We start from the raw sequence: 26819 nt of genomic DNA on the forward strand, positions 1-26819 counted from the left end.
TCGCATGAACCGTTGACGGCACGCGGGCCGCGGCGCACCAGTCTCGGCTGCAACAAAGGGGAATGCTATGGCTGGCGGACTGTTTCGGACGAAGAGCGTGAAAGGGGCTGCCGATCACGCGCCCGAGCACCGCCTCGCCGCCACGCTGAGCTGGCCGCACCTCGTCGCACTGGGTGTGGGCGCGATCGTCGGCACCGGTATCCTCACCCTGATCGGGGTCGGCGCGGGCAAGGCCGGACCTGCGGTGATCCTGTCCTTCGTCATCGCCGGCGCGATCTGCGCCTGCGCCGCGCTCGCCTATGCCGAGATGGCGACGATGATGCCCGCCTCGGGTAGCGCATACACCTACAGCTATGCCGTGCTGGGCGAGATCATCGCCTGGGTGGTGGGCTGGTCGCTGATCCTCGAATATTCGCTGGTAGTGAGCACCGTCGCGGTCGGCTGGTCCGGCTATGCCGCGCCCTTGCTTCAGGTCTGGGCGGGGATGCCGATGGACTTCATGCAGGGGCCGCATGCAGGCGGTATCGTCAACCTGCCCGCCATCTTCATCATTGCCGTAGTCGCCGGGCTGCTGTGTCTTGGCAGCAAGGAGAGTGCGACGCTCAACGCCGCGTTGGTGGTGGTCAAGATCATCGCGCTCGCCGTGTTCGTCGCGGTGGCTCTGCCCTATTTCAACGCTGCCAATCTCGAACCGTTCGCGCCGTTCGGCTTCGCCAAGACCATCTCCCCCGATGGTGTCGAGCGCGGGGTGATGGCAGCGGCGGCGATCATCTTCTTCGCCTTTTACGGCTTCGACGCGATCTCGACCGCGGCGGAGGAGACCAAGAATCCCGGCCGCGATCTTGCCATCGGCATCGTCGGGTCGATGATCGCGTGCATCGCCATCTACATGCTGGTTGCGGTGGCAGCGGTCGGCGCGACGCCGTTCACGCATTTCGCCAACAGCCCCGAACCGCTCGCGCTGATTCTGCGCGATCTCGGCCGGCCCGGCTTTGCGACCTTTCTCGCGGTCTCGGCGATCATCGCACTGCCCACGGTGCTGCTTGGTTTCCTGTTCGGACAGAGCCGCATCTTCTTCACCATGGCGCGCGACGGGATGTTGCCGATCGGCCTCGCCAAGGTGTCGCGCCGCGGCTCGCCGGTACGCATCACCCTGTTCACCGCAGCGATCGTCGCGGTGATCGCCGGGCTGCTGCCGATCGACGAGATCGCTGCGCTCGCCAATGCCGGAACGCTCGCGGCGTTCACTGCGGTGGCCGTGTGTATGATGGTGCTGCGCCGACGCGCGCCGGACATGCCGCGCATGTTCCGCACCCCGCTCTGGTGGCTGGTCGGCGGCGGCGCGGTACTCGGCTGCATCTATCTGTTCTTCAGTCTGCCGCTGAAGACTCAGCTCTGGTTCCTCGCCTGGAACGCACTCGGCGTTGTCATCTACTTCGCCTATGCGCGGCCCAGAGTGAGCAAGCAGGGGGTGCAGTGAGCGGCTGGCATATCGGGATCATTGGCGGGTCCGGGCTTTACGATATCGAGGGGATCGAGGACGGCGAATGGGTCAGCGTGGCCTCGCCCTGGGGTGACCCGTCCGACGCGATCTTCACCGGGCGGATGGGGCATGCCCGCGTCTCCTTCCTCCCGCGACATGGGCGCGGGCACCGGATTTCACCTTCGGAACTCAACAGCCGCGCCAATATCGACTGTCTGAAACGGCTCGGTGTGACCGACGTGCTCGCAGTCTCGTCGGTCGGCGGGCTGACCGAGGAGCGCGCGCCGGGGACGTTCAGTGTGGTCGATCAGTTCATCGACCGTACCAAGGGCCGTCCGTCGAGCTTCTACGGCAGCGGCATGGTCGCGCATGTCTCCATGGCCGACCCGGTCTGCCCGCGCCTGTCGGCGCTGGCGGCGGACGCAGCGCGCGCAGCGGGCGCGGAGGTGCATGACGGCGGAACCTATCTTGCGATGGAGGGGCCGCAATTCTCGACCCGCGCTGAGAGCCATCTCTACCGCAGCTGGGGCTGCCACATCATCGGCATGACCGCGATGCCCGAAGCGAAGCTCGCGCGTGAGGCCGAGCTGCCCTACGCACTGGTCGGCATGGCCACCGACTATGATTGCTGGCGCGAGGAAGAGGCGGCGGTGGACGTCGCACAGGTGATCGCCCAGCTTTCGAGCAACGCCGTCAAGGCGCGCGCGATGGTGACGGCACTGCTGCGCAGCCTACCGGAGACGCGCGAAGCATCGCCGATCGATACCTGCCTCGACACGGCGCTCATCACCGCACCGTCCGCGCGCGATCCGGGGTTGCTGGCCAAGCTCGACGCGGTGGCGGGGCGGGCGCTGGCCGGCTAGCTCTGCGCCGCGATCCGCGCGAGGATCTCGCGCCGCCGGTCGTCGCTGGCCATCGACCATTCGGCGATCTCATCCAGCGTGCGGCCGCATCCTTCGCACAGCCCCTCCTTCATGCGGCAGATGCTGACGCATGGGCTTGCGACCGCGGGCAAGGGCGTGAAGGCGAGGAAGTCATCCTCGTCTTCGATTGCGCTCACGCAGGGATCGTGAAGTTGAGGAAGTCGGGGACGGGACCGTTCCAGCCGTCATCGGGGCCGTCGTCGAACGAATCGCGGCGGCGATCACGATCGCGGCGCGGGCGATCGTCCCTGCGCGCTTCGCGTGCTTCGGCGTCCCGTCGCGGTTCGCGCGCTTCAGTGCGGCGTTCCTCACGCGGGGCTTCCTTGCGCGCTTCGCGGGGCTTGTCCGTGGCCTTCTTGTCCGGCCTGGGCTCGTCCGCCTTGGGCTTGCTGCCCTTGCGGCCGCGGCCCTTCTTTTCCTCGGCGGGCTCTTCCTCGACGGGCGGCGCGCCCATCCGGTCGATCTTCTGGCCCTGAAGCTTCTCGATATTGTCGATTGCTTCGGCGTCCGCGCTCGACACCAGCGTGAAGGCAGTGCCGGTGGCGCCCGCGCGGCCGGTGCGGCCGATACGGTGGACATAATCGTCCGGGTGCCAGGGCGCGTCGAAGTTGAAGACGTGGGAGACGCCCTTGATGTCGAGCCCGCGCGCGGCGACGTCCGACGCCACCAGGATGTTGACGTCGCCGGCCTTGAACCGGTCGAGTTCGGCAATGCGCGACGACTGATCCATGTCGCCATGGATCTCCGCCGAGCGATAGCCGTGCTTCCGGAGGCTCTTGTTGAGCTCGCGCACCGTCGTCTTGCGGTTGCAGAAGATGATCGCGGTGCGAACATCCTCGGCGCTCAACAAGCGGCGCAGCGCCTCGCGCTTGCCAAAAGCGCTGTTGGGCACCGGCACCAGCCATTGGGTGATGTTGGTGTTGGTGCTCGCGGGGCGGGCGACCTCGATCGTCTTGGGGTTCGACAGGAACTTGTCGGCCAGCTTCTTGATCGGCGGCGGCATGGTCGCCGAGAAGAGCAGCGTCTGACGGTTCGCGGGCAGCTTGGTGCAGATATTCTCGATATCGGGGATGAACCCCATGTCGAGCATCCGGTCCGCCTCGTCGATCACGAGCAGGTTGCAGCCGGTGAGCAGGATCTTGCCGCGCTCGAACAGGTCCATCAGGCGGCCCGGCGTGGCGATGAGCACATCGACGCCCTTTTCCAGCGCCTTGACCTGATCGCCCATCTGCACGCCGCCGATGAGCAGCGCCATGCTGAGCTTGTGATGGGTGCCGTACTTCTCGAAATTCTCGGCGACCTGCGCAGCGAGCTCGCGCGTCGGCTCGAGGATCAGCGAGCGCGGCATGCGCGCGCGGCTGCGGCCCTCGGCGAGCACGTCGATCATCGGCAGGACGAACGAAGCCGTCTTGCCGGTGCCGGTCTGGGCAATGCCGATCAGGTCGCGCATCATCAGCACCGAAGGGATCGCCTGGCGCTGGATCGGGGTAGGGTCGGTATAGCCGGCCTCAGTGACGGCCTTCAGCAATTCGTCAGAGAGGCCGAGATCGGCGAAGCTCATCCAGATGTCCGGAAAGAAGGGGCAAGGGCCCGCATTAAACAGCCGGGCGCATCGATGAAATGCGCCGCAAAGTCAAGGTAAAGACGAAGAGGCGGGCGCTTAGCGCTGCGGAACCAGCGTGCGGAACGCCTTGATCCGGCATTCACCCCCTGCGCGCGAGCGGAATACGTCGCGCTTGGCGCAGATCATGCCGTCCTTGGTCGGCTTGACGTAGAAGCCGGTATAGAAGTCGAGCGCGGGGCATTCGTCGCCCAGCTTGGCGCGCAGCCGCTTGCCGCCCGACAGGAACAGATCGACACTGTCCGGGCGGGTAATTGTCGCTCCGGCCAGGCTCTGCATCTTGACGCATTTGTCCGCGTCCTTCTCGACCCAGCCGATGGGCGGGAGCGGCGCGGCGGTGGTGGAGACGCGGCGGACGGTGTCGGGGCGCGGCACGCGAATCACGAAATGCTGCTGAATCCGGACCTGCGCCACGCGCGTCGCGCCGACGGTCGCGGGTGCGGCCTTGCGTCCATCTCCCGGAGGGGCCGTGGGCAACAACAACGCAGTCGTGGCGGCAAGCAGCAAGTTCACCATTTCAACATGCCCCATAGCGTGTGCGGTTGAACAGTGCATGAATTGCGGGCGGAGCCCCCCGATGGTAGCGGCACGGCATGACGGCGCAGCAGCAGGTAATCGATGCGGTGACGGCGCGGTTCGGCCCCAGGGCGGTGCTGACCGAGGCGGACGCCATTGCGCCATGGCTGAACGACTGGCGCGGGCGCTACCACGGCGCGGCGGCGGGGATCCTCCAGCCCGATTCGACCGAAGCGGCGGCGGCGATGGTCGCCCTTGCGGGAGAACATGGTGTCGCGCTCGTGCCGCAGGGGGGCAACACCTCCATGGTCGGCGGGGCGACTCCGCCGGCGGACGGATCGGCGCTGATCCTGTCGCTGCGGCGGATGAACCGTGTGCGGCGGATCGATGCGGCCGCCAACCTGGCTGAAGTCGAAGCAGGGGTGATTCTTGCGGATCTCCATGAAGCGGCGCTGGCACAGGGGCGGCGCTTCCCGCTGACGCTGGGGGCGAAGGGCAGCGCGACGGTCGGCGGGCTGGTCTCGACCAACGCCGGAGGTACGCAGGTGCTGCGCTTCGGAACGATGCGCGGACTGGTGCTTGGGCTCGAGGCGGTGCTGCCCGACGGGAGCATCCATCAGGGACTCGCCGCGCTCAAGAAGGACAATCGCGGCTACGACCTCAACCAGCTGCTGATCGGCGCGGAGGGGACGCTGGGGGTCGTCACAGCGGCGAGCCTCAGGCTGGTGCCTGCGGTGCAGGCGCGTGCGGTCGCGTGGATCGGGCTCGCCTCGCCACATGCCGGGCTGGAGTTGCTGCGGCGGCTGGAGGCGGCAACCGACACGATCGAGAGCTTCGAGATCATCCCCGCCCATTCGCTGGGCGCGGTGTTGCGCCACATTCCCGGCACCCGCGCGCCGCTGGCGGCTGAACATGCCTGGCATGTGCTGATCGAGGCGGTGGCGGTCAGCGCCGATCAGGAATCGCCTGTGGTACTGCTTGAGCGGTTGCTGGAACCGGTGCTCGAGTCCGGCCTTGCGGAGGACGCGACCATCGCGGCGAACGAGGCGCAGGCAGAGGCCTTCTGGAAGCTGCGCGAATCGATCTCGGAGGCGGAGCGCGCGAGCGGCCCGGCGCTTCAGCACGATATCTCGGTGCCGGTCGCGGGGATGCCCGATTTCATGATCGATGGCGCCAGGGCGGTCGAGGCGCGCTTTCCGGGCGTCAGCGCGGGAGCCTTCGGCCACCTTGGCGACGGCAATGTTCATTTCCACGTCCGCGCGCCTGCAGGTAGTGCGGCGGACTGGCCGAAGGTCAATTCCGACGTGATCAGTCCCTTTGTCCACGACCTGGTGGTCGCGGCGGGCGGCTCCATCTCTGCCGAGCACGGTATCGGCCAGATGAAGCGCGACGAACTGGCGCGGCTGTCCTCGCCCGCGCGGATGCATGCGCTAACCGCGATCAAACGCGCCTTCGATCCGCGCAATCTATTCAACCCCGGGAAACTCGTTTTCCTTGCGCCGGAGCGCGTGGACCAATAGACCGCGGCAGTTTCATTCCCAGGAGAGTTTCATGGCCAGCGCGCCGCAAGCACAGGGTCTTCCGCTTTTCTACAACGATCTGCAGCCGCTTTCGAGCGACCTGCACAGCAGCTGGCGCATTCGCCAGGCCGATTCGGCGCCGTTCATGGCGACTCAGCACGCCATCCCGCTGACGGTCGAAGAGTTTCCGCTGGTTCAGCGCAGCATGCCGATCGTCTTTTCGGTTGGCGACGATTCGGTGCCGCTCGGCCTGATGGGCCTGAATGAAGGCGTGAACGTCTTCTTCGGCGCCGACGGCAAGATCAAGGAAGGCGAGAATCTCTACATTCCGGCCTATATCCGCCGTTACCCCTATCTGCTCGCGCGGCTGCGTCCGGATTCGGAAGAGCTGTCGCTCTGCTTCGATCCGACCTCCGACACGATCGGTGCGTTCGACGAGGGCGATGCGCTGTTCGAGGACGGCAAGCCGACCGAGCTGGTCCAGAACATCCTCAAGTTCAACGAGGAGTTCGAGATCGCAGGGCAGAAGACCAACGCGTTCCTGAAAGAGCTCAACGATATGGGCCTGCTGATGGATGGCGAAGTCGCGATTCAGCCCGAGGGTGCCGAGCAGCCCTATATCTATCGCGGTTTCCGCATGGTCGACGAAACCAAGCTGAACGATCTTCGCGGCGATCAGCTGCGCAAGATGGCGCAGAACGGCATGCTGCCGCTGATCTATGCGCATCTCTTCTCGCTGGGCCTGATGCGCGAAATCTTCGCGCGCCAGCTGCAGCAGGGTAATGTCGCACCGCAGATCGCCGTGCCGGCCGCCTGACGAATACCGCGCCTCCGCCGCGATCGGGCGGCGGAGGCGCATCTTTCCCGTGCCCGGCCTTGCCGGTGGACGCGGGACACCCGATATCGCCGCAGCGTCGCGCTGCACGCGATTCGCCGCCCCGAATGAAGGGCTTGGCGTCCGATAGCTCCCCATTCATCGCATTTCCGATTGTGGCCTTGAAGCCACGGTCAAGCTTTCCTATATCCTGTTCAGTACGGTTTCGTGTCCCCCCTTTCGCGGAACCGTGCGGCACGCCCTCGGGCGTGTCTCCTCCCTGAACCTTGGCCGCCCGGTGGCAACACCGGGCGGTTTTTTTGTGGGCTGACTTGTTGCCTCGTCTAAGGCGCGCGGTGCTCGAAGGCTATTGCGCCGCCGCCGGGAGCGGCACCGCCTCGTCCGCCACGGCGTCGATGATCCGGCGGAGCAGTGCCGCGGCCGATTCGAAGCCGGGACCGGGCTGGTCGCGGCGGCGGTCGAGGTAGAGGCTGCGGTCGATCTCGATCTGGATCGCGTGGATATTCGCCGCCTGGTCCGCATGGCGGTCGAGGATATGCCCGCCGGCATAGGGGGTATTCACCGCCGTGCGGACGCCCGCCGCATGCGCTACGCCTTCGATTCGCCCGATGAAGCGTGCGGCGGCCGATCGGCCGAATCGGTCGCCGATCACCACCCGCGCGCCGCCGCTTGCCAGCGGCGGCATGGAGTGGATGTCGAGCAGTAGCGCGACCCCGAACCGGTCACGCGCCGCAGCCAGTTCGGCCTTGAGCGCGGCATGATAGGGGCGGTGGTCGCGCTCGATCCGCTGGCGCACTTCCTCGTCGGCGAGGCGGCGGCGCCACAGGTCAGCACCGCCGGCGCGGCGCGGCACGAGGCCGAGCCCGCTGCGCAGCTTGAGCGACATGGCACCCTCGGGAATCGGCGTGGCACCCTCGTCGATCCGGGGGTCGCGCTCATGCTCCGCACGGTTGAGGTCGATCCAGGCGCGTGCGCGGTTGGCGATGAGCAGGGTTTCCGCGCCGCGTGCTGCCAGCGCCAGCGTATCGGCGTGCCTGTCCTCGAGCGGGAGCAGGCTGGGGAGGGGCATACGGAGCGCCGCGCGCAGCGGCAGCGGATAGTCGCGCCCGGCATGCGGTACCGACAGCACGACCGGTGACGCGGGCGCGGCAGGGCCGTGGCGGTCGAAGGATGCGGTGTCGGTCACGGCTCGACCCTATGCGGGCCTGACGCGCGCGGCAACGTCCCTTTGGTCGGGCGTTTGATTGGTGAACGGCTGGAAAATCTTAAGCCCTTCGCGCATAGTCTGTGCCCTGGCGGCCGGGCCGGATTCGCGGGGCCGGTGCAGCGCGAAGAGCGCGACAATGGGGTAGGGATGATCAGGATTCTTCTGGCCGAGGACGATCGGGTGATGCGCGAATATCTCGCGCGCGCCCTTGAGCGTTCCGGCTACGCAGTCACTGCAGTCGATCGCGGTACCGCGGCGCTGCCGCTGATCGAGACCGAACGGTTCGATCTGCTGCTCAGCGATATCGTGATGCCGGAGATGGATGGAATCGAACTGGCGCAGAAGGCGGGAGAGATCGCGCCCGACATGCGCGTGATGTTCATCACCGGCTTCGCGGCGGTGACGCTCAAGGCCGGCAAGCAGATTCCGACGGCGCGCGTGCTGTCCAAGCCGTTCCACCTGCGCGATCTGGTGCTCGAGGTGGATCGGCTGTTCGAGGTGGAGCAGGTTCCGAGCCGGAATTGATTCAGGTGCTTGCATGGGTCGTCGGCCCCCGCTAAAGGGCCGCTTCCCGAGATTCGCCGCAAGGCTATCGGGCGCGTAGCTCAGTGGTAGAGCACTGTGTTGACATCGCAGGGGTCGCAAGTTCAATCCTTGCCGCGCCCACCATATAGAAAGCCCGCCGGTCGCAAGATCGGCGGGCTTTTTCTTTGTCTTGCGCCTCCGCCGGGTCAGAACTCGCCGGCGACACCGACCCGCACGATGTTGTTGCCGTTGCCGCCATAGGCAAAGCCGGCGGTGGCAGCGAGCGGCGCTTCGGTGTTGAGGCGATGGGCGATCGAGCCGCCGATCGCCTGATGGTCGCGGAAGAAGGCGCCGTTGACCGAATAGCTCGTCCGGCCCGGCTCCGACGGCATCGGCGCATGGCCCAGTGCCGCAACCGCCGCGATTCCGCGCCGCGAATCTTCCCTGACCGCATCGAGGTCGAACCCCAGCGCGGCGATTCGGCCGTCGGTATATTGGTTGGCCGATGCGAGCGTCTGCCCCATCCCCGACTGGAGCTGTCCGACATTGACCGCGTCGGTGGGGGCGATCCCCGCTGAGACATAGACGACCCGCCGCGTGGCGGTCGATGAACCCACCGAAACCACGTCGGACATGCCGCCGTCGCTGGCGTTGGCGCCGATCGCCACCGAATTAGTGCCGCTCGCCTGCGCGTTGTTGCCCAGGGCGGTCGCATTCTGCCCGGTTGCTTGCGATCCGTTCCCGATCGCGGTGGCGCCAGCGCCGGAGGCCACCGCGCCCGAGCCGCCCGCCGCCGCATTCGCGCCGGTGGCGCTGGGCCGTGCGGCGCCTGCGACATTGTTCGAGGTGAAGCCGGCGATCTGCTGGTTCGCCACTTCGTCGATCAGCGTCTGGATGCGCACATTGGTCGCGGCGAGCTGCGACCCGTTCACGGCATCGGTCGATGCCGCGTTGAGCGTGCCCGCGGCGACCCCGGTCAGTTGCCGGGTGCCGGCGGTACCTGTGAAATCCACGGTGCTGCCGTCGGTCTGCGCGCCCACGGTCAGCGCGGCACCCGGGGCGGCCTGCTGAACCAGGCCGACCGTGCCCGAATTCACGGCATTGGTAAGGTTCGTGATCGCGGTGGTGTTGGTGCTCATCTGGCCTTGAAGGCTGGTGATGTCGGCGCTGTTGCCCGCCACCTGGGTCTGCAGATTGGTGATCGCCCCGGCGTTCGCCGCGCTTTGCCCCTGAAGCTGCGCGATCGCGCTGCTGTTCGCCGCGATTGCGCCGCTATTGGCGCTTGTCTGCCCCTGCAACGTACTGACCGCGGCGTTGGTGGCGGTCAGCTGGCCGTCGAGCGCGGTCACCGCGCCGCCGACACTTGCGTGGCTTGCGCCCTGGACGGCGTAGGAAGGTGCAGTGACCGCGCCGTTCGTATCGACGCTCGCGCCGCCGCCCAGCGCGTTCGCCACGCTCTGGCTCGCGCCGTGGAGCTGGCTCCCGTTCACGGCGTGGTTCGAACTGGCGCTCACGGTCCCGGCCGCGACGCCTACCAGCTGGCGGTCGCCTGACGTCCCGGTAAAGCTCACCACCGCACCACCCGTCGTCATCGCGACGGTAATCACCGCGGCGGGGCCTGCCTGCTGGACGAGGCCCACGCTACCGTTGTTGAGCGCGCTGATCGCTGCAGCGTTGGTGGCGATATCGGCCTCGGTGACGGTCACACGGTTGTCGATCGCGGTGATCGCGCTGGTGTTGATCGTTACCTGCGTGTCGAGTGCACCCAATGCCGCACCGACATTGGCATGGGCACTGCCCTGGACCGTATAGCTCGGCTGCGTCAGCGTGCCCGTCGCAGAATCATAGGCCGCACCGCTGCCCAGGCTCGCCGCGACGCCCGCGCCCAGGGCATCCGCCTGCGCGTCGATGCCCTGAAGCTGCGCGACATTGACTGCATCGGTCGCCGCGGATCCGGCGGCAAGGCCGGTCAACTGACGCTCACCCGCGGCCGTGCCGATCGCAACCTCACCGATCGAGCTTTGCGGTGCTGCGATCCCGGTCGCGGCATAGCCGGTCTGGGCGCCCCGGCTTGCGGTGGAGGAGCGGCCGAGCGCGACGCTGTTCGCAGCAGTCACGCTCGCCAGACGGCCAAGCGCGACGCCGTCCGCGACCGTGGCCGAGGCGAAGCTGCCCACCGCCATGCTGTCCGCCCCCGACGAATCGGCGCCCTGGCCGAGCGCGGTGCCGCGCAGGCCTGCAGACGCGTTGACGCCGTAGGCGACTGCGGAGTTTCCGGCATTGGCGAGACGGCCGACAGCGGTGCCGTTGGTTCCCGCGATCGCGCCCGATCCGACTGCGGTCGCCTGGACCTGTCCAGCCGATGCACCATCGCCGACGGCGGTCGAGTTCTGTGCGGTCGCCCGCGCGTTGTTGCCGATGGCGACAGTGTTGATGCGCGTGAGGTCGATCGTGTCACCCGCCTGTGCCCCGGCGCCGATCGCGATGCCGTTCGCGCTGGTCGCGAGCGCACCGCTGCCTTGCGCGATGCTGCCTGCGCCGTTCGCGCGGGCGTTGCTGCCCGCCGCGAGCGAGTCGGCGCCGCCGGCGTTCGCGCCTGCACCGAATGCTGCGGCATTGTTGCCGCTCGCAATGGCACCAAAGCCGACCGCGGTGGCGTTACCGGTCCCGGCAGCGCCTGCTCTGGCGCCATTGCCGATCGCGACCGAGTTGCCGGTACCCGCAGTGCGGGTGGGGTTGGCCCGGCTGTTGCCGATCGCGATGCCGCCATCGTCGGTCACCTCGGCGGCGGGGGAGGTCCCCAGCGGGCAATCTGAATTTCCGCTCACCGCGACGCCGGGCGCGCCGCCATTATCGACCACGGCTGGCGGGTTGAGCAGGCAGAGCGGGAGCTGTGGCACCAGTTCGGGGTTGACCACCACCTGCGCGGCGGCGGACGGGGCGAGCGCGCCCATCAGGATCGCGATCAGCGCGGTGTCGTGGAGAAACGTATGCGAACTTGAAGCCGAATGGGTGCGCGGCACGGTCCATCTCCTTCACGCTACGACTCTGTTGTCAGAAGGCGAGGAAAGCTGGCGGGCCAAGTGAGCGCTATTCTAAAGAAGTGCTTTCGATCGCTTCCTGTCTCTCACGCAAACGCTACTATGAGTTACTGCGCAGTTTTGGGTTTCTGATGTTCGATGGCGCCATAATCCTTTAATAAGGTGGCCTATTCGTTGACGCGCATCTAAGAGTTTATTCACCACGATGGCGTGAAAAAGGCCCCGGAAAGCCATCGCTTTCCGGGGCCTTTGGATGCCTGTCAGGCCATGCGCTTATTCGCCCGGCCGCGCCCAGTCGCGGTTGATCGCCAGTGCGGCGAGCGTGCAGGCGGCGCCCGACAACAGATAGGCGCCCACCGACCACAGGCCGAAATTGCTCGCCAGGAACAGCGCGACCAGCGGCGCGAAGCCCGCACCGAGCAGCCAGGCGAGATTGGCGGTGGTCGCGGCGCCCGTATAACGCCGCTCGCTTGAGAAGCTGCCGTTGACCGCCCCCGAAGACTGACCGAAGCCGAGGCCGAGCAGGATGAAGCCGGCCATCATATAGACGGTCTCGCCAACCCCGCCTGCGCCCAGCAGCTGCGGCGCGAAGCCGCTATAGGCGCCGATCAGGACTGCCGACACGCCCAGCACCGCGCGGCGGCCGACGCGGTCGGCGATGAAGCCCGAGGCGAGCATGGCGAGCACGCACACGACCGCGCCGACGATCTCGATCACCAGGAAGCGCTCCGCCGCCTCGCCGGTGTTGAGCAGGATCCAGGAGAGCGGGAAGACCGTGACGAGGTGGAACAACGCGAAGCTTGCCAGCGGCGCGAACGATCCGAGCGCGATCGTGCGCCCCTCCTCGCGCACCGTTTCCCAGAAGGGGGCGGGTTGAAGCTCGCGGCTTTCGAACAGCCGCTCGAATTCCGGCGTCGCGATCATGCGCAGGCGCGCGAACAGCGCGACGACGTTGATCGCGAAGGCGACGAAGAAGGGATAGCGCCAGCCCCAGGCCAGGAAGTCCTCGGGCGTCAGCGTGGTCATGAAGAAGGCGAACAGCCCCGCGGCGACGATCAGGCCGAGCGGCGCGCCGAGCTGCGGGATCATCGCATACCAGCCGCGGCGATTCGCCGGGGCATTGAGCGACAGCAGCGAGGGCAGTCCGTCCCACGCGCCGCCCAGCGCGATTCCCTGTCCGATCCGCAGCAGCGCGAGCACCCAGACCGCGCCGATGCCGATCTGGTTGTAGCCGGGCAGGAACGCGATCGACATGGTCGATCCGCCGAGCAGGAACAGCGCAATGGTGAGCTTCACCCCGCGGCCATGATGGCGGTCGATCCACATGAAGATCGCCGAACCCAGCGGGCGGGCGATGAACGCCAGCGCGAACAGCGCAAAGGAATAGAGCGTGCCGGTCAGCGGATCGACGAAGGGGAAGATCAGCGACGGGAACACCAGCACCGACGCCAGCGCATAGACGAAGAAGTCGAAGAACTCGCTCGTGCGGCCGATGATCACGCCGATCGCGATCTCGCCCGGCGCGATCTTGTGATCGCGCGCGTTCACGGTCCGGGCGTCGCGTTCCAGCGATGTCGAGTTGGCGGCGGCATTCGGTGCGGTCATACGGCTATGGCTCCGGCAGCTTATTCGATACTATTGTGCTTCAGCGTCCGCTGCACCAGAAAAGCGACGCGACGGGGATAGGACAAAATGTCCAATGTCGGCGCGGACGGGCGCCGGGATAGGCGGAGGTCCATGCGCGAAGATACGTCATTGTTCTGGCCATTGCCCGGAAAGAAGCTGGCCAATCTTGGCCGGACGCTGATGCTGCTGCCGTTCGCTCTGTTCGTCTCGGCGTGTCAGAGCGATGTGCTGCATCCCGCAGGCGACATTGCGGTTCAGCAGCGCGACCTGATCTATATCTCGACCGCGCTGATGCTGCTCATCATCGTTCCGGTGATGCTGCTCGTCGTCGTCTTCGCCTGGCGCTATCGCCAGAGCAACGAAGAGGCGACCTACGAGCCCGATTTCGACCATTCGACCGCGCTCGAACTGGTGATCTGGTCGGCGCCGCTGCTGATCATCATCTGCCTCGGCGCACTGACCTGGGCGGCGACTCACCTGCTCGACCCCTATCGCCCGCTTGCGCGCCTCGCGCCCGGAAAGCCGGTTGCCGCGAATGTGAAGCCGCTTGAGGTCCAGGTCGTCGCGCTCGACTGGAAATGGCTGTTCATCTACCCCGAACAGGGCATTGCCACGGTCAACGAGTTCGCCGCGCCGATCGATCGGCCGATCCGCTTCCGCATCTCCGCATCGTCGGTGATGAACAGCTTCTACATCCCCGCGCTCGCCGGACAGATCTACGCGATGCCCGGCATGGAGACCAAGCTGCACGCCGTCTTCAACCGCCCGGGCGAGTTCACCGGCCTCTCCGCCAACTATTCGGGCTGGGGCTTCTCCAACATGCGCTTCGCGGCGAAGAGCCTCGACGATGCCGGCTTCGCCAAATGGGTCGCGCAGGCCAAGGCGTCGGGCGGTACGCTCGACCGCGACGCCTATCTCAAGCTCGAAAAGCCGAGCCAGCGCGATCCCGTGCGCCGCTTCGCCAGCACCGATCCGGCGCTGTTCGACGCCGTGGTCAACCTCTGCGTCGAGCCGGGCAAGATGTGCATGAGCGACATGATGATGATCGACGCCAAGGGCGGTCTCGGCATGGCCGGGCTCTATAACGTCCGCGAGCTCGCCTATGACAAATATGCCGCGCGCGGCACTGCGGGCAGCAGCCGCTATGTCGCGGCGATCTGCACCACGCCGACCCCGCGGCTGGTTCCCAAGCCCGCCACTGCGCCCGCGCAACCTGCGCGCCAGTCCACGCCGCCCCGCATCGCCCGTGAAGGCGAGCCCGGCCAGCCGCTCTCCTGAGGCTAGACCCTAGACATGACCCCGCATCCCGCCCCCGAAGCCGGTCCGATCCTGGGCCGCCTGTCGCTCGAAGCGATCCCGCTGCACGAGCCGATCCTGATCGCCACTTTCGCGGTGGTCGCGATCGGCGGCCTCGCGGTGCTCGCGCTGCTGACCAAATACCGCCTCTGGGGCTATCTGTGGACCGAGTGGTTCACGACGGTCGACCACAAGAAGATCGGGATCATGTACATGATCCTCGGCCTCATCATGTTCCTGCGCGGCTTTGCCGACGCGATCATGATGCGCCTGCAACAGGCGTTGGCGTTCGGCGGGTCGGAAGGGTATCTCAATTCGCATCATTACGACCAGATCTTCACCGCCCATGGGGTGATCATGATCTTCTTCGTGGCGATGCCGTTCATCACCGGGCTGATGAACTATATCGTCCCGCTCCAGATCGGCGCGCGCGACGTCTCCTTCCCGTTCCTCAACAATTTCAGCTTCTGGATGACCACCGCGGGCGCGGTGCTCACCATGGTCTCGCTGTTCATCGGTGAATATGCGCAGACCGGCTGGCTCGCCTATCCGCCGCTGTCGGGCATCGCCTACAGCCCCAATGTCGGCGTCGATTATTACATATGGTCGCTGCAGATAGCCGGTGTCGGGACGACCTTATCCGGCATCAACCTGATCGTGACGATCCTGAAGCTGCGCGCGCCGGGCATGGGCCTGATGAAGATGCCCGTCTTCACCTGGACCTCGCTCTGCTCGAACATCCTGATCGTCGCGTCCTTCCCGATCCTGACCGCGACGCTCGTGCTGCTCAGCCTCGACCGCTATGTCGGCACCAACTTCTTCACCAACGACTTCGGCGGATCGCCGATGATGTACGTGAACCTGATCTGGATCTGGGGCCATCCGGAGGTCTATATCCTGATCCTGCCGCTGTTCGGCGTGTTCAGCGAAGTCACCTCGACCTTCTCGAACAAGCGGCTCTTCGGCTATACGTCGATGGTCTATGCGACGGTGTGCATCACCATCCTGTCGTACCTGGTCTGGCTGCACCACTTCTTCACCATGGGATCGGGCGCCAGCGTCAACAGCTTCTTCGGCATCACGACGATGGTGATCTCGATCCCGACCGGGGCCAAGCTCTTCAACTGGCTGTTCACCATGTATCGCGGCCGCATCCGGTTCGAGCTGCCGATGATGTGGACGATCGCCTTCATGCTGACCTTCACCATCGGCGGCATGACCGGGGTGCTGCTGGCGGTGCCGCCTGCGGACTTCGTGCTGCACAACTCGCTGTTCCTGATCGCGCACTTCCACAATGTGATCATCGGCGGCGTGCTGTTCGGGCTGTTCGCGGCGATCAACTATTGGTGGCCCAAGGCGTTCGGCTTCAAGCTCGACAAGAAATGGGGCCTCGTTTCCTTCTGGTGCTGGGTCGTGGGCTTCTGGCTTGCCTTCACCCCGCTCTACATCCTCGGCCTGATGGGCGTGACCCGCCGGATGCGCGTGTTCGATGACCCGAGCCTGCAGATCTGGTTCGTGATCGCGGGCATCGGCGCCGCCGTCATCGCCGCGGGTATCGGCGCGATGCTGATCCAGTTCGCGGTGAGCATCTGGAAGCGCAAGGAACTCGCCGAGCCGACCGGCGATCCGTGGCACGGCCGCACGCTCGAATGGGCGACGAGCTCGCCGCCGCCGGACTATAATTTCGCTTTCACCCCGGTGATCCACGACCTCGACGCCTGGGCCGACATGAAGACGCGCAACGCGCAGCGCCCGGTGAGCGGCTTCCGCGACATCCACATGCCGAGCAACACCGGCACCGGGATCATCTTGTCGGGCTTCTGTCTGGTCATGGGTTTCGCGCTGGTCTGGCACATCTGGTGGCTGGCCGCGGCAAGCTTCGTGGCGGTGGTCGCCGGCGCGATCTTCCACACCTTCAACTACAAGCGCGATTTCCACATCCCCGCCGCGACGGTGACCGGGGTGGAGGACGCGCGCACCCGCCAGCTGGCGCCGGGAGCCTGACCGCATGAGCGCAACCACCCTCGCCGCGGACAGCCAGGAAGCCCGCTTCTACGAGCTGGATGAGCATCCGCATCCCGAAGGCCACAGCACGATGCTGGGCTTCTGGATCTACCTGATGAGCGACTGCCTCATCTTTGCGATCCTGTTCGCCTGCTACGCCGTGCTCGGCGGCAATTACGCCGCCGGTCCGGGACCGAAGGACCTGTTCGACCTCAAGCTGATCGCGGTGAACACCGCGATGCTGCTCTTCTCGTCGATCACCTATGGCTTCGCGATGCTGCAGATGCAGATGGGCAAGGTCCGCGGCACGCAGATCTGGCTCGGCGTCACCGGCCTGTTCGGTCTCGCCTTCCTTGGCATCGAGCTTTACGAGTTCCATCACCTGATCGAGATCGGCGCCGGGCCGCAGCGCAGCGCCTTCCTCTCGGCCTTCTTCACCCTGGTCGGCACGCACGGGCTGCACGTCACCTTCGGCATCATCTGGCTGGTGACGCTCATGGTTCAGCTCGGCAAGCACGGCCTGATCCCCGCCAACCAGCGCCGCGTCGCGTGCCTCAGCATGTTCTGGCACTTCCTCGACGTGATCTGGATCGGCGTCTTCACCTTTGTCTATCTGATGGGAATGCTGCGATGAGCCAGGACCAGCACGCAGAGCATGGCCACCACGCCGCGGCGGAGCTGCCGCATGCGAGCCTGCGCGAATATCTGATCGGCTTCGTCCTGTCGCTGATCCTCACCGCCGTTCCTTTCTGGCTGGTGATGACGATGCCGCTCTCGCCCGCGCTGACCGCGGCGGTGATCATGGGCTTCGCGGTGGTGCAGATCGTCGTCCATATGGTGTTCTTCCTCCATATGAACTCGAAGTCGGAAGGTGGCTGGACGATGCTGTCGCTGATCTTCACCATCACCGTGGTGGTCATCATGCTGGCCGGATCGTTGTGGGTCATGCACCACCTCAACACCAACATGATGCCGATGCCGCACGACATGAGTGAGATGCGGTGAACCGCCGGCCCGCCGCGGTGCGGGCCGTGCTGGCCGGCCTGATGTTGCTGCTGGCGCTCGGCTTCGTCGCGCTCGGCATCTGGCAGGTCCAGCGGCGCGCATGGAAGCTCGACCTGATCGAACGGGTCGAGGCCGGCGCGCGCGCTGCGCCGATCCCGGCGCCCGGCCCGGCGCAATGGCCGGGACTGGATGTGCGCGGCAGCGAATATCGCCGCGTCACCGCGGCCGGTACCTTCCTCCACGATCGCGAGACGTTGGTGCAGGCGGTCACCGTGCGCGGGGCCGGATTCTGGGTGCTCACTCCGCTGCGCACGTCGCAGGGGACGATCCTGATCAACCGCGGCTTCGTGCCGCCCGATCGCCGCGATCCAGCGAGCCGCGCGGCGGGGCAGGTAGGCGGCCCCGTCACCGTCACCGGGCTGATCCGCGCAACCGAGCCCAAAGGCGGCTTCCTGCGAACCAATGATCCGGCGGGTGGCCGCTGGTATTCGCGCGATGTCCTGGCGATCGCCGCAGCGCAGGGCATCGGTCCGGCGGCGCCCTTCTTCATCGATGCGGATGCGACTCCCAATCCGGGCGGATGGCCGGTAGGCGGGCTCACCGTGCTGCGCTTCAACAACAACCATCTCGTCTACGCGCTCACCTGGTTCGGGCTGGCGGGCATCAGCCTTGCCGCATTCTTCCTGCTGCTGCGGCGGAAACCGGCATGATGGATGCGCCGCTGCTCGCGCTGACCCGCCGCGGTACCGCGCTCACCGCCGAAACCGCGGCGGCGGAGAATATGCGCCAGCTGATCCAGCTGCGCTGGATCGCGGTCGCGGGGCAGACGCTCGCCATCCTGTTCGTCCGTTTTGGGCTCGGCATCCCGCTCCCGGTGGTCGAGATGCTGGGGATCGCCGCGATGCTCGCCGTCGCGAACCTGCTCGCGACGATGGCGCTGCCCCGCCACCAGGTCCATGATGGCGAGGTGATGGTGGCGCTGCTGATCGACATGGGGGCGCTCACCCTCCAGCTCTATTTCAGCGGTGGCGCGACCAACCCGTTCATCTCGCTCTATCTGCTCCAGGTCGTCCTCGGCGCGATCCTGCTCCCGCCGCTTGCGGTTGCGGTGCTGGTGGCCGCCACCGCTTGCGGCTACGCCCTGCTGACGGTCAGCTATGTGCCGCTGGTGCTGCCTGCGGAGCTCGCCGCGTCGCATACCGACCTGTTCGCGATCGGCCATTGGGTCGGCTTCGTCATGGTCGCCTGGCTGCTGGTGCAGTTCATCGTGCGGATCAGCCGCAATTTGCGCGCACGCGATGCGAATGTCGCCGATCTGCGCCAGCATGCCGTGGAGGAGGAGGGCATCGTCCGCATGGGCCTGTTCGCCTCGGGCGCAGCGCACGAGCTGGGGACGCCGCTCAGCACCCTCTCGGTGATCCTCGCCGACTGGCGGCGAATCCCCGCCATTTCCGGCGACCCGCAGCTTGCGGGCGAGGTCGAGGAAATGCAGGCCGAGGTCCAGCGCTGCAAGGCGATCGTCTCCGACATCCTCCACTCCGCCGGGCAGCCGCGCGGCGAAGCGATGGAGAGCATGGCCGCGGCCGCCTTCCTGACCGGACTGGCCGAGGCATGGCAGCCGACCTGGCCGCAGGTCCCGATCGTTGCGAGCGTCGAGGGGGCCGGGGCGGCGACCATCGCGGTCGATCCCGCGCTGCGTCAGGCGGTGACGAACCTGCTCGACAATGCCGCCGAAGCCTCGCCGCTCGGCCTTCGCCTCACCGGCAAGGTCGAGGAGGGGATGCTGGAGATCATCGTGCGCGACTACGGGCCTGGCTTCGATCCCGGGGCGCTCGCGCATGTCGGCGAGCTCTATCGCTCGACCAAGGGCGCGGGGCATGGGCTCGGCCTGTTCCTCGCGACCAATGTCGCCCGGCGGATGGGCGGGCGGATCGAGGCACGCAACCCCGCAGGTGGCGGCGCCGAAGTGCGGCTGATCCTGCCGCTGATCCATGAGGAGGCGCGCTGATGGACATGCCGGACCTGATCCTTGTCGAGGATGATGCAACCTTCGCGCGCACGCTCCAACGCTCGTTCGAGCGGCGCGGCTATCGCGTGCGGGTCGCCGCCAGTCCCGGGGAGCTCGACGCGCTGCTCGAAACCGGCGTTCCGACCCATGCGGTGGTGGATCTGAAGCTCGGGACCGCATCGGGGCTGCCCTGTGTCGCGACGCTGCATGCGCGCGACCCGGCGATGCTGATCGTCGTTCTCACCGGCTATGCCAGCATCGGCACCGCAGTCGAGGCGATCAAGCTCGGCGCCCGCCACTATCTGGTGAAGCCGTCGAACACCGACGATATCGAGGCGGCGTTCGGCAAGGCTGGCGGCGATGCCGGCGTCCCCGTCACCCCCCGCGCCGCGTCGCTCAAGACGCATGAGTGGGAGATGATCAACGAGACGCTGGCCGCGACCGGCTTCAACATCTCCGAAACCGCGCGGCGCCTGGGGATGCATCGCCGGACGCTTGCGCGGAAGCTGGAGAAGCGGCCGGTCAAGTAACTGCGGGATGCGACGGGCTGCGGATCGAACGGCGCAGCAACCCGTTTTGTCATCGAGCGGCGGGCATCGTCAGGAGAGACGTGATGAACCAGCGCGACCAGACCCGGCATCCGGGCGGCCAGCAGCAACAGCAACGCGGCCAGAAGATGGAGAAGCAGCAGCAACAGCAGCCGCAACGCCAGCAGGATGGCGGCGAGAAGAAGCGCCAGCCGGACAAGGACGACCTCGAACGCTAGGGCGCCGAACCGGACGCTTTGAAGGGGCCCGTGCGGCCCCTTCTTCTTTTTGGCGCGCGGCTCGGGCATGCTCGGCGGCATGAATCCGGTCTATTCCGCACTCGGCACCACCATCTTCGAAACCATGTCGGCGCGCGCACGTGCGACAAGCGCGATCAATCTGGGGCAGGGCTTCCCCGATGGCGAGGGCTGCGTGCCGGTGATCCGCGCCGCGGCCGATGCGCTGACGGCGCGGTCGAACCAATATCCGCCGATGGCGGGCCTGCCCGAATTGCGGCGGGCGATTGCCGGCCATTATGCGCGTCACCAGCAGCTCGACCTCACACCCGAAGAGGTGATCGTCACCTCGGGCGCGACCGAGGCGATCGCTGCCTCGTTTACCGCGCTGATCGCGCCGGGGGACGAGGTGATCCTGATCCAGCCGCTCTACGACGCCTATCTGCCGCTGGTGCAGCGCGCGGGCGGGGTGGCGCGGCTCGCGCGGCTGGAGCCGGGAAGCTGGCGGCTGACCCCGGCTGCGCTCGAAGCGGCCGCGGGGCCGCGCACCCGGCTGATCGTGGTCAACAACCCGGTGAACCCCGCGGGTGCGATGCTCTCGTACAGCGAGCTTGCCGATCTCGCGGCCTTCTGCGTCGAGCGCGACCTGATCGCGATCTGCGACGAGGTCTGGGAGCATGTCGTCTATGACGGCGCGCGCCATATCCCGCTGATTGCGATGCCGGGGATGCGCGACCGGACGGTGAAGATCGGATCGGCGGGCAAGATCTTCGCGCTTACGGGCTGGAAGGTCGGCTGGATGTGCGCCGCGCCGCCGCTTGCTGCAGTGCTTGCCCGCGCGCATCAGTTCCTGACCTTCTCGACCGCGCCCAATCTGCAATGGGCGGTGGCGGAGGGGCTGGAGACACAGGACACCTGGATCGCGGACTCGGTCGCCGGTTTCCAGCGATCGCGCGACCGTCTTGCCGCCGGGCTGACCGCGGCCGGTTATCGCGTGCTGCCGAGCGGCGCGACCTGGTTCCTTTCGATCGACCTCGCTGCATCGGGCATTGCGCTCGATGACGCGGCATTCTGCGAACGGCTGGTCGAGGAAGCCGGTGTCGCGGCGATCCCGGTCTCGGCCTTCTATGCCGAAGCCCCGGTCACGCATCTGGTGCGGCTGTGCTTCGCCAAGGCCGATGCCGTGCTCGATGCCGCGATCGAGCGTCTGGCTGCAGCGCGATCGGCGTTCGTGCGTTAGCAATCCCGTGGAGCGGCTCTGGTTCATCACCAACCCCAGTTCGGGATCGGCAACGGCCGAGAAATGCGCGGCGCTGGAGGCCGTGTTCGCGGAACGCGGGCTGGCGCTTGCCGGGCGGACCGGCTTTCCCGGCCAGCCGATCCCTTCGGCGGAGGATCTGGCCGCCGCGCGCGTCGATACCGTCGTGTTGTTCGCCGGGGACGGCACGATCAACGCGGCGCTTTGCGCGCTCGCGGACTGGGACGGCGCGTTCCTGATCCTGCCCGGCGGGACGATGAACCTGCTCGCCAAGGCGCTGCACGGCGACGCCGATCCCGCCGCCATTGTCCATGCCGCGCATGAAGGCGGGCGGCGCGTGGCGCTGCCTTATGTCGAGGCCGGGCCGCACCGCGCGTTCGTCGGCCTGATCCTCGGCCCCGCGGCGCATTGGGCACGGGCACGCGAGGCTGCACGAAAGGGACGAACAGCGCGCGTGTTCCGTGCGATCCGCAACGCCTGGCGCCGGACCTTCGGCAAGGGAATCCGCGTCGCCGGCGTGCCGGGCATGCGCGGGCGCTATCAGGCGGTGTTCGTCTCCCCCGCGCCCGATACGCTCGAAGTGGCCGCGATCGACGCGCGCGACTGGGCGTCGATCGCGGAATTGGGCTGGACCTGGCTGACCGGCGACTGGGTGGCGGCGCGCGCGGTGACCGAACGGCGCGCGGAACGGCTGCGCCCGGTGAGCAGGCGGCCGGTGCTGGCGCTGTTCGACGGCGAGCCGGTGACGCTTGCCCCCGACGCAGAGGTCAGCGGCGGGATGACCCCTCCCGCCTTCATCGCAACGCGCGCGGCATGATCCGCCTGTTCCACGCCAGCGACGTGCATTTCGGCGCCGAGGATCGCGAGGCGCTCGACTGGTTCGCTGCGGTGGTCCGTGCCGAGCAACCTGACGCAGTGGTGGTGACGGGCGACCTCACGATGCGGGCGCGACGGCACGAATTCGCGGCAGCGGCCAGATGGCTCGAGGGGCTCGGGCGGCCGGTGACGGTCGAGGCCGGCAATCACGATCTGCCCTATTTCAACCTCTGGGCGCGGTTCGTGACTCCCTATCGCCGCTACCGCGCGCTCGAGGCGATGATCGAGCGGCCGCTCGACCTGCCCGGCGTGACCATCGTCCCGCTCAAGACCACCGCGCGGTTCCAGTGGCGGCTCAACTGGTCGAAGGGGCATGTCAGTGTCCGTGCGTTGCAAGAGACGCTGGCGCTGATCGAGTCGGTCCCACAGGGGCACCGCATCCTCATCGCCTGCCATCACCCCCTCGTCGAAGCGGGGACGCGCAGCAGCTCGCGCACGCACGGCGGCGGCGAAGCGCTTGAGGCATTGGCGGCGGCGGGGGCGGATGCGGTGCTGACCGGCCATGTCCACGATCCGTTCGACATCTGCCATTCTGCCTGCGCGCAGGAGGTGCGGCTGATCGGTGCGGGGACACTCTCCGAACGCGTGCGCGAATCCCCGCCTTCGTTCAACGAGATCCGCATCGGTGACGCGATCGAGACGATCGCGCGCCGTATGGGCGATGCGCCCGACCAGACGCTCTCGCCACGCTAACCGCAAGCAAAAGGGCCGCCCCGGGGGGGACGGCCCTTTCGTGTTCGAGGCGGTCGATCAGAAGCGGAAGGTGACCGATCCGCGATAGGTCTGCACCGACAGGTCGCTGCGCGCGATCGTGGTGTCGGCCGAGATCGAAAGGTCCGCCGACCCCGCCTTGAGCGTCAGCCCGCCGCTGAGTTCGCCCCAGTCCTTGTCCTGTCCATTGAGCGCGAAGGCGAAGCCGCTCGGCGCGCCGACCAGGTTGGCGAAGACCGAACCCGGCTGGTCGTTGAACTCATGGACATAGGTGCCGGTGACGAACGGCCGCACCTTGGACGCCTTGCCCGCGCCGAAGGTGACGCCTGCGCGGCCCTGCCAGCTGTTATACTCCTGACGCCGCAGGTCGAGCGCGACCGGCCCGCCGCTCTCCAATGCACTGCCGAAGCCGATATAGGTGCCGCGCCCGGCGATCCGCGGGGTGATCTCGAACGCGTCGCCGCCGAGAGTCTTGCTGATGCCAAGCTCGGTGCTGAGCACCAGCGCGTTGTCGGTGGCGCGCAGATTGTAGGTGGTCCCCAGGAAGTTGACCACGCGCCGGCTCTTCATGTTGAGCGCACCCGCGGTGACATAGCCGTCGAAGGTCACCCCGCCGGCGGTCGTGGTCTTGGCGTAGAGCGTGCCCTGGAAGGCCTTGTTCTGTGCCGTCTGACCGGCGAGCGCCGCGGTTCCGTCGATGTCGGTATAGGACAGCGCGAAGCCGGCGAACCCGTTGTCGCCCGCGGCGACCTCGATGCCGCCGCCGACATACCAGCCGTCGAAATTGTCACGCCCGCCGATCCCGGTCATGCCGCGGCCATCGCCGGTCAGGTATCCGCCCGAGATGAAGCCGCTCATATTGTCGGGCAGTGCGCCTTCCTGCAGCATCACCGGCGCGGCCATGTCGCTGGCCATCGGCTTGGCGCCGAATGCCGGGGACAGGCCGAGGGCTGCGACCTGAATCGGACGCCCGTAATGCGCGAGCGTGCCGTCCAGATTCGCTGCATCGAGGTTGCGGATGCGGTTGCGGATGAAGTTCGCATTCGCATCCACCGCCGCGAAGCCCAGCGTCTGCACCGTCGATTCGCTCGCGGGAGCAAGGCCGGCCAGCGTCGTGTTGATCGTCGCGGCGTTCTGCAGGTCGAGCGGGCCGTAGAGCGTATCGAAGCTCGCCGCCCGGCTGCGGTTGGCGTCGAGGATGCCGGCATAGGTGTAGGCGATCGTGTTCGACGGCGACACCACGTCGCGATAATTGCCCGCGGCGATGTTCAGCACGACCGAATTGGCCGTGTAGCTGAGCGTCGGGCGCAGGATCGCGCTGAGCGCGGCCGGCGTCGTGAACGTGCCGGTGACGCCGCCCTGCGCGGTCAGGATGGTGTAGCTGTTGCCCGCGCGCAGCGTCGCTGCAGAGAAAGAGAGCTGAAGCCCGCCGCCGATATTGGCGGTGTTGCCGGCGCCTGCGACGACGATCCGGTCGGACACGCCATTGGCGCCGAGATCGACCAGATAGCCCGATCCCGACGACATCACGAGGCCGCCGTTGAAGGTCAGCGTGCCGGTGGTGGTCAGCGTGCCCGGGGCGAAGCTGCCCATCACGCTGGTCGTGAACGGCGCGTTGATCGTGCCGGTGCCGGTCAGCAGACCCGACAGGATCAGATAGTCGCCCGGCGACGTGAGCGTCCCGTTGTTCAGGATCGTGCCGGTGTTCTGGCGAATCTCGATCAGGCTGGTGAGCGAAGCCCCCGCCGCAATCGTCAGCTGCGAGGTCGCACCCATGATCGTGAAGCGATCGATGGTGACCGCCGAGTTGAGCGTCACCACGCCGGTATTGCGCAACGTCACGTCGTAATAGCGGCCGATCACTCCGGTCGTGCGCACGCCGTCGACATTGTTGGGGGTGAAGCCCGTCGCGCCCGGCAGGCCGTTGGCGATGGTCGGCGCCGGGCGCGCCGTATCGGTATAGCCGGGGGCGGCCTGCGCGGTCTCGACCGGCATGGTCAGGCCGTTCGCGCCGGCGATATCGACGATCGCGGGTGCGTTGGTATCGGTCGCGCCATTGGGGACGTTGTCGCGGGGCAGACCCGTGGCGATGTTCTCGCACAAATTGGTCGCCGGGTTGGTCGAGGTGCTCGGCGACTGGAAGCACATCTCGCCGAATTGCGGGCCGTTACCCGAATTGGCCGCGCCGGTGTGGGTCGGCACGCCGTTGACCAGCTGGCCATTGGTGATGATCTGGTAATTGGGGTCGAGCTCGGTCACCCAGGCGGTGGTGTCTTCCCAATTCTTGTTGCCTGCGGTCGCCGTGACGTAGCGATACGGGTTGTTGGCGACGACCCAGTCCCAATAGAGGAACAACGGCTGGTAGAAGCTCTGCGTGCCGTAGCTGCCGCCCGGCTGCCCGGTGAAGAAGGTCGAACCGCCCGACAGCACGCCGATCACCACCTGCTTGGAGAAGGTGCGGTCGAGGATCAGCGGACCGCCGGAATCGCCCGGACCGGTGGTGCCTTCGCGGGGGAGCGCATTGTCACGGAAGCCGTTGAAGTCGCGCGAGTTGGCGGTGGCGGTGCCACGCGCAGGATCGTCGAAATCGAGGAAATAGAGCAATTGCGGCCGCGACGGCGTGCCGGGCGAGCCGAACAGGAATTCGTTGCGCGTGTTGAGCGAGACCAGCGCGCCCAGCATGTTTTCGGCGGCGCGACGGCGGAAGTTGCCGTTGGTGGACGATCCGGTCGTACCGTTGCCGAACGAACCATAGCCGCCGATGTTGACGTGATAGCCGGTGCCGGTCGCGGTATCGATGGTGCCCGGAGTAGGCAGGGGCGAGAACAGCAGCGCCCAGGTCGGGATGTTGCGGGCAGGGGTGTCGAGCACGGCGGTGGCGACGTCGGCCTCGAGGAAGCATGAGGTCGCCCCGGTGCACGAGGCCGGCGCCAGCGAGCGCGGATCGTAGAACACCTGGTTGATGTTGTAGAAGGCTTGCGCTTCGTTGGACTGGAAGCGGCCTGCGCCGCCGGTGCCGCCGAGCAGCCAGCGGACGAGTTCGTCGACCTGTCCCGCCGCGTTGGCGCGGGTATTGGTCTCGAAGCCGACGCCGATACCGACGCCGCCCGAATTGGCGCCATAAGCGGTCGCCGCCCGGGTGTTCACGCAATGCGCCGCGAAGATGATCGTGCGCGGGTTGATCAGCGTGCCGGTGCAGGTGCCGATGAAGCCGCCGCCGGCATCGCTGATCACCTGGCCAATGCCGGTGATATTGGTCGGATCATAAGCCTGGACGGGCGTGAAGTTGTTGTTGATCGTGATCTGCGGCGTCTCTTCCACCTCGTCCGGCGTAATGAAGCCGCCCTGGGTCAGGGGGGCGACGCTGAGCGGCGCGTTGTGCGGCGTCTCGACGGCCTCGGCGATGCGTATGGTTGCGTGCGGGCTGTCGACGACGTCACCGGCATCGAGCGATTGTGCCTGCGCGATTCCCGGCGCGGTGAGCGCCAGACCAAGTCCTGCTGCAGAAAGGAGAAGTGAAGCGCGAACGCGCCCCCGCTGACGAGCGAAGTGCATGATAGCCCCCTATGTTGACCCGGCCGGCCCAGACCGGGTGATTGGG

General features: G+C 67.0%; 23 protein-coding genes and 1 tRNA gene. 17 read left to right on the forward strand and 7 right to left on the reverse strand.

Annotated elements, in window-relative coordinates:
- Positions 1 to 67 precede the first annotated feature (67 nt).
- Both AC07TU_RS16655 and mtnP read left to right on the forward strand, forming a co-directional pair.
- On the forward strand, positions 68 to 1480 hold the full coding sequence (locus AC07TU_RS16655) for an amino acid permease (RefSeq protein WP_495189044.1): 1413 nt from the start codon (positions 68 to 70) through the stop codon (positions 1478 to 1480).
- Positions 1477 to 2346, forward strand: a complete 870-nt coding sequence (gene mtnP, locus AC07TU_RS16660; protein ID WP_495189045.1) for an S-methyl-5'-thioadenosine phosphorylase — start codon at positions 1477 to 1479, stop codon at positions 2344 to 2346. Before AC07TU_RS16655 ends, mtnP begins: the two co-directional genes overlap by 4 nt.
- Here mtnP and AC07TU_RS16665 read toward each other — a convergent pair.
- The 3 genes from AC07TU_RS16665 to AC07TU_RS16675 all read right to left on the reverse strand — a co-directional run bounded on the left by AC07TU_RS16665 (position 2343) and on the right by AC07TU_RS16675 (position 4543).
- Positions 2343 to 2543 (reverse strand): DUF1289 domain-containing protein, encoded by a 201-nt coding sequence (locus tag AC07TU_RS16665; RefSeq protein WP_495189046.1) that lies wholly within the window; start codon positions 2541 to 2543, stop codon positions 2343 to 2345. The two genes, mtnP and AC07TU_RS16665, sit on opposite strands and share 4 nt — an antisense overlap.
- Complete coding sequence (locus AC07TU_RS16670; RefSeq protein ID WP_495189047.1) at positions 2540 to 3967, reverse strand: DEAD/DEAH box helicase; 1428 nt, start codon at positions 3965 to 3967, stop codon at positions 2540 to 2542. The genes AC07TU_RS16665 and AC07TU_RS16670 overlap by 4 nt, the downstream gene beginning before the upstream one ends.
- A gap of 99 nt (positions 3968 to 4066) precedes the next feature.
- The gene (locus tag AC07TU_RS16675) at positions 4067 to 4543 is read right to left on the reverse strand and encodes a hypothetical protein (RefSeq protein WP_495189048.1); all 477 of its coding nucleotides are present in this window, start codon (positions 4541 to 4543) and stop codon (positions 4067 to 4069) included.
- 77 nt (positions 4544 to 4620) lie between these two features.
- Between AC07TU_RS16675 and AC07TU_RS16680 the strand changes: the two genes are divergently transcribed.
- Positions 4621 to 6063: an FAD-binding oxidoreductase gene (locus tag AC07TU_RS16680; RefSeq protein ID WP_495189049.1), complete on the forward strand. Its 1443-nt coding sequence runs from the start codon at positions 4621 to 4623 to the stop codon at positions 6061 to 6063.
- Positions 6064 to 6094: 31 nt separating this feature from the next.
- Positions 6095 to 6880 (forward strand): SapC family protein, encoded by a 786-nt coding sequence (locus AC07TU_RS16685; protein WP_495189050.1) that lies wholly within the window; start codon positions 6095 to 6097, stop codon positions 6878 to 6880.
- A gap of 364 nt (positions 6881 to 7244) precedes the next feature.
- Here AC07TU_RS16685 and AC07TU_RS16690 read toward each other — a convergent pair whose 3' ends face one another.
- On the reverse strand, positions 7245 to 8084 hold the full coding sequence (locus AC07TU_RS16690; RefSeq protein WP_495189051.1) for an N-formylglutamate amidohydrolase: 840 nt from the start codon (positions 8082 to 8084) through the stop codon (positions 7245 to 7247).
- 168 nt (positions 8085 to 8252) lie between these two features.
- Here AC07TU_RS16690 and cpdR point away from each other — a divergent pair, with 168 nt between their 5' ends.
- Together cpdR and AC07TU_RS16700 are read left to right on the forward strand one after the other, a co-directional pair.
- Positions 8253 to 8630, forward strand: a complete 378-nt coding sequence (cpdR, locus tag AC07TU_RS16695; RefSeq protein ID WP_495189052.1) for a cell cycle two-component system response regulator CpdR — start codon at positions 8253 to 8255, stop codon at positions 8628 to 8630.
- A 69-nt stretch (positions 8631 to 8699) separates the two neighbouring features.
- A tRNA-Val gene (locus AC07TU_RS16700) sits at positions 8700 to 8774 on the forward strand.
- Positions 8775 to 8836: 62 nt separating this feature from the next.
- Here AC07TU_RS16700 and AC07TU_RS16705 read toward each other — a convergent pair.
- The gene (locus AC07TU_RS16705) at positions 8837 to 11653 is read right to left on the reverse strand and encodes a YadA family autotransporter adhesin (RefSeq protein ID WP_495189053.1); all 2817 of its coding nucleotides are present in this window, start codon (positions 11651 to 11653) and stop codon (positions 8837 to 8839) included.
- A 291-nt stretch (positions 11654 to 11944) separates the two neighbouring features.
- Entirely contained in the window at positions 11945 to 13276 is a 1332-nt protein-coding gene (locus AC07TU_RS16710) for an MFS transporter (protein ID WP_495189054.1), read from the reverse strand.
- A 132-nt stretch (positions 13277 to 13408) separates the two neighbouring features.
- Here AC07TU_RS16710 and cyoA point away from each other — a divergent pair, with 132 nt between their 5' ends.
- The 11 genes from cyoA to AC07TU_RS16765 all read left to right on the forward strand — a co-directional run bounded on the left by cyoA (position 13409) and on the right by AC07TU_RS16765 (position 23200).
- On the forward strand, positions 13409 to 14575 hold the full coding sequence (cyoA, locus tag AC07TU_RS16715) for a ubiquinol oxidase subunit II (RefSeq protein WP_495189055.1): 1167 nt from the start codon (positions 13409 to 13411) through the stop codon (positions 14573 to 14575).
- A gap of 15 nt (positions 14576 to 14590) precedes the next feature.
- Complete coding sequence (gene cyoB / locus AC07TU_RS16720) at positions 14591 to 16597, forward strand: cytochrome o ubiquinol oxidase subunit I (RefSeq protein ID WP_495189056.1); 2007 nt, start codon at positions 14591 to 14593, stop codon at positions 16595 to 16597.
- A gap of 4 nt (positions 16598 to 16601) precedes the next feature.
- Positions 16602 to 17231, forward strand: coding sequence for a cytochrome o ubiquinol oxidase subunit III (gene cyoC / locus AC07TU_RS16725; RefSeq protein ID WP_495189057.1), 630 nt, complete (start codon positions 16602 to 16604; stop codon positions 17229 to 17231).
- Positions 17228 to 17602 carry a cytochrome o ubiquinol oxidase subunit IV gene (cyoD, locus tag AC07TU_RS16730; protein WP_495189058.1) on the forward strand — a complete coding sequence of 125 codons (375 nt, stop codon included), beginning with the start codon at positions 17228 to 17230 and terminating at the stop codon, positions 17600 to 17602. The genes cyoC and cyoD overlap by 4 nt, the downstream gene beginning before the upstream one ends.
- 41 nt (positions 17603 to 17643) lie before the next feature.
- Complete coding sequence (locus AC07TU_RS16735) at positions 17644 to 18312, forward strand: SURF1 family protein (RefSeq protein ID WP_495189325.1); 669 nt, start codon at positions 17644 to 17646, stop codon at positions 18310 to 18312.
- Positions 18309 to 19610, forward strand: a complete 1302-nt coding sequence (locus tag AC07TU_RS16740) for an ATP-binding protein (protein ID WP_495189059.1) — start codon at positions 18309 to 18311, stop codon at positions 19608 to 19610. Before AC07TU_RS16735 ends, AC07TU_RS16740 begins: the two co-directional genes overlap by 4 nt.
- Complete coding sequence (locus tag AC07TU_RS16745) at positions 19610 to 20140, forward strand: response regulator transcription factor (RefSeq protein ID WP_495189060.1); 531 nt, start codon at positions 19610 to 19612, stop codon at positions 20138 to 20140. Before AC07TU_RS16740 ends, AC07TU_RS16745 begins: the two co-directional genes overlap by 1 nt.
- An 83-nt stretch (positions 20141 to 20223) precedes the next feature.
- Positions 20224 to 20376, forward strand: coding sequence for a hypothetical protein (locus AC07TU_RS16750; RefSeq protein ID WP_495189061.1), 153 nt, complete (start codon positions 20224 to 20226; stop codon positions 20374 to 20376).
- Positions 20377 to 20455: 79 nt separating this feature from the next.
- Complete coding sequence (locus AC07TU_RS16755) at positions 20456 to 21613, forward strand: aminotransferase (RefSeq protein ID WP_495189062.1); 1158 nt, start codon at positions 20456 to 20458, stop codon at positions 21611 to 21613.
- A 7-nt stretch (positions 21614 to 21620) separates the two neighbouring features.
- Positions 21621 to 22448: a diacylglycerol/lipid kinase family protein gene (locus AC07TU_RS16760; RefSeq protein ID WP_495189063.1), complete on the forward strand. Its 828-nt coding sequence runs from the start codon at positions 21621 to 21623 to the stop codon at positions 22446 to 22448.
- Positions 22445 to 23200 carry a metallophosphoesterase family protein gene (locus AC07TU_RS16765; protein ID WP_495189064.1) on the forward strand — a complete coding sequence of 252 codons (756 nt, stop codon included), beginning with the start codon at positions 22445 to 22447 and terminating at the stop codon, positions 23198 to 23200. Before AC07TU_RS16760 ends, AC07TU_RS16765 begins: the two co-directional genes overlap by 4 nt.
- A 57-nt stretch (positions 23201 to 23257) precedes the next feature.
- On the opposite strand, the gene AC07TU_RS16770 is transcribed toward AC07TU_RS16765, so the two are convergent.
- Positions 23258 to 26773, reverse strand: coding sequence for an autotransporter domain-containing protein (locus AC07TU_RS16770; RefSeq protein WP_495189065.1), 3516 nt, complete (start codon positions 26771 to 26773; stop codon positions 23258 to 23260).
- Positions 26774 to 26819 lie beyond the last annotated feature (46 nt).

It is taken from the genome of Sphingomonas sp. GW821-FHT03E12, from assembly GCF_059420685.1.

What these genes read in the sequence shown, in the direction of transcription:
- AC07TU_RS16740 (WP_495189059.1), top strand. Translation starts at nt 18,309, where the DNA reads ATGATGGATGCGCCGCTGCTCGCGCTGACCCGCCGCGGTACCGCGCTC.
- cyoB (WP_495189056.1), top strand. Translation starts at nt 14,591, where the DNA reads ATGACCCCGCATCCCGCCCCCGAAGCCGGTCCGATCCTGGGCCGCCTG.
- cyoD (WP_495189058.1), top strand. Translation starts at nt 17,228, where the DNA reads ATGAGCCAGGACCAGCACGCAGAGCATGGCCACCACGCCGCGGCGGAG.
- AC07TU_RS16675 (WP_495189048.1), bottom strand. Translation starts at nt 4,543, where the DNA reads ATGGTGAACTTGCTGCTTGCCGCCACGACTGCGTTGTTGTTGCCCACG.
- AC07TU_RS16710 (WP_495189054.1), bottom strand. Translation starts at nt 13,276, where the DNA reads ATGACCGCACCGAATGCCGCCGCCAACTCGACATCGCTGGAACGCGAC.
- AC07TU_RS16770 (WP_495189065.1), bottom strand. Translation starts at nt 26,773, where the DNA reads ATGCACTTCGCTCGTCAGCGGGGGCGCGTTCGCGCTTCACTTCTCCTT.
- AC07TU_RS16745 (WP_495189060.1), top strand. Translation starts at nt 19,610, where the DNA reads ATGGACATGCCGGACCTGATCCTTGTCGAGGATGATGCAACCTTCGCG.
- AC07TU_RS16685 (WP_495189050.1), top strand. Translation starts at nt 6,095, where the DNA reads ATGGCCAGCGCGCCGCAAGCACAGGGTCTTCCGCTTTTCTACAACGAT.
- AC07TU_RS16735 (WP_495189325.1), top strand. Translation starts at nt 17,644, where the DNA reads ATGTTGCTGCTGGCGCTCGGCTTCGTCGCGCTCGGCATCTGGCAGGTC.
- AC07TU_RS16755 (WP_495189062.1), top strand. Translation starts at nt 20,456, where the DNA reads ATGAATCCGGTCTATTCCGCACTCGGCACCACCATCTTCGAAACCATG.
- AC07TU_RS16765 (WP_495189064.1), top strand. Translation starts at nt 22,445, where the DNA reads ATGATCCGCCTGTTCCACGCCAGCGACGTGCATTTCGGCGCCGAGGAT.
- AC07TU_RS16680 (WP_495189049.1), top strand. Translation starts at nt 4,621, where the DNA reads ATGACGGCGCAGCAGCAGGTAATCGATGCGGTGACGGCGCGGTTCGGC.
- AC07TU_RS16670 (WP_495189047.1), bottom strand. Translation starts at nt 3,967, where the DNA reads ATGAGCTTCGCCGATCTCGGCCTCTCTGACGAATTGCTGAAGGCCGTC.
- cyoA (WP_495189055.1), top strand. Translation starts at nt 13,409, where the DNA reads ATGCGCGAAGATACGTCATTGTTCTGGCCATTGCCCGGAAAGAAGCTG.
- AC07TU_RS16655 (WP_495189044.1), top strand. Translation starts at nt 68, where the DNA reads ATGGCTGGCGGACTGTTTCGGACGAAGAGCGTGAAAGGGGCTGCCGAT.
- cyoC (WP_495189057.1), top strand. Translation starts at nt 16,602, where the DNA reads ATGAGCGCAACCACCCTCGCCGCGGACAGCCAGGAAGCCCGCTTCTAC.
- AC07TU_RS16750 (WP_495189061.1), top strand. Translation starts at nt 20,224, where the DNA reads ATGAACCAGCGCGACCAGACCCGGCATCCGGGCGGCCAGCAGCAACAG.
- cpdR (WP_495189052.1), top strand. Translation starts at nt 8,253, where the DNA reads ATGATCAGGATTCTTCTGGCCGAGGACGATCGGGTGATGCGCGAATAT.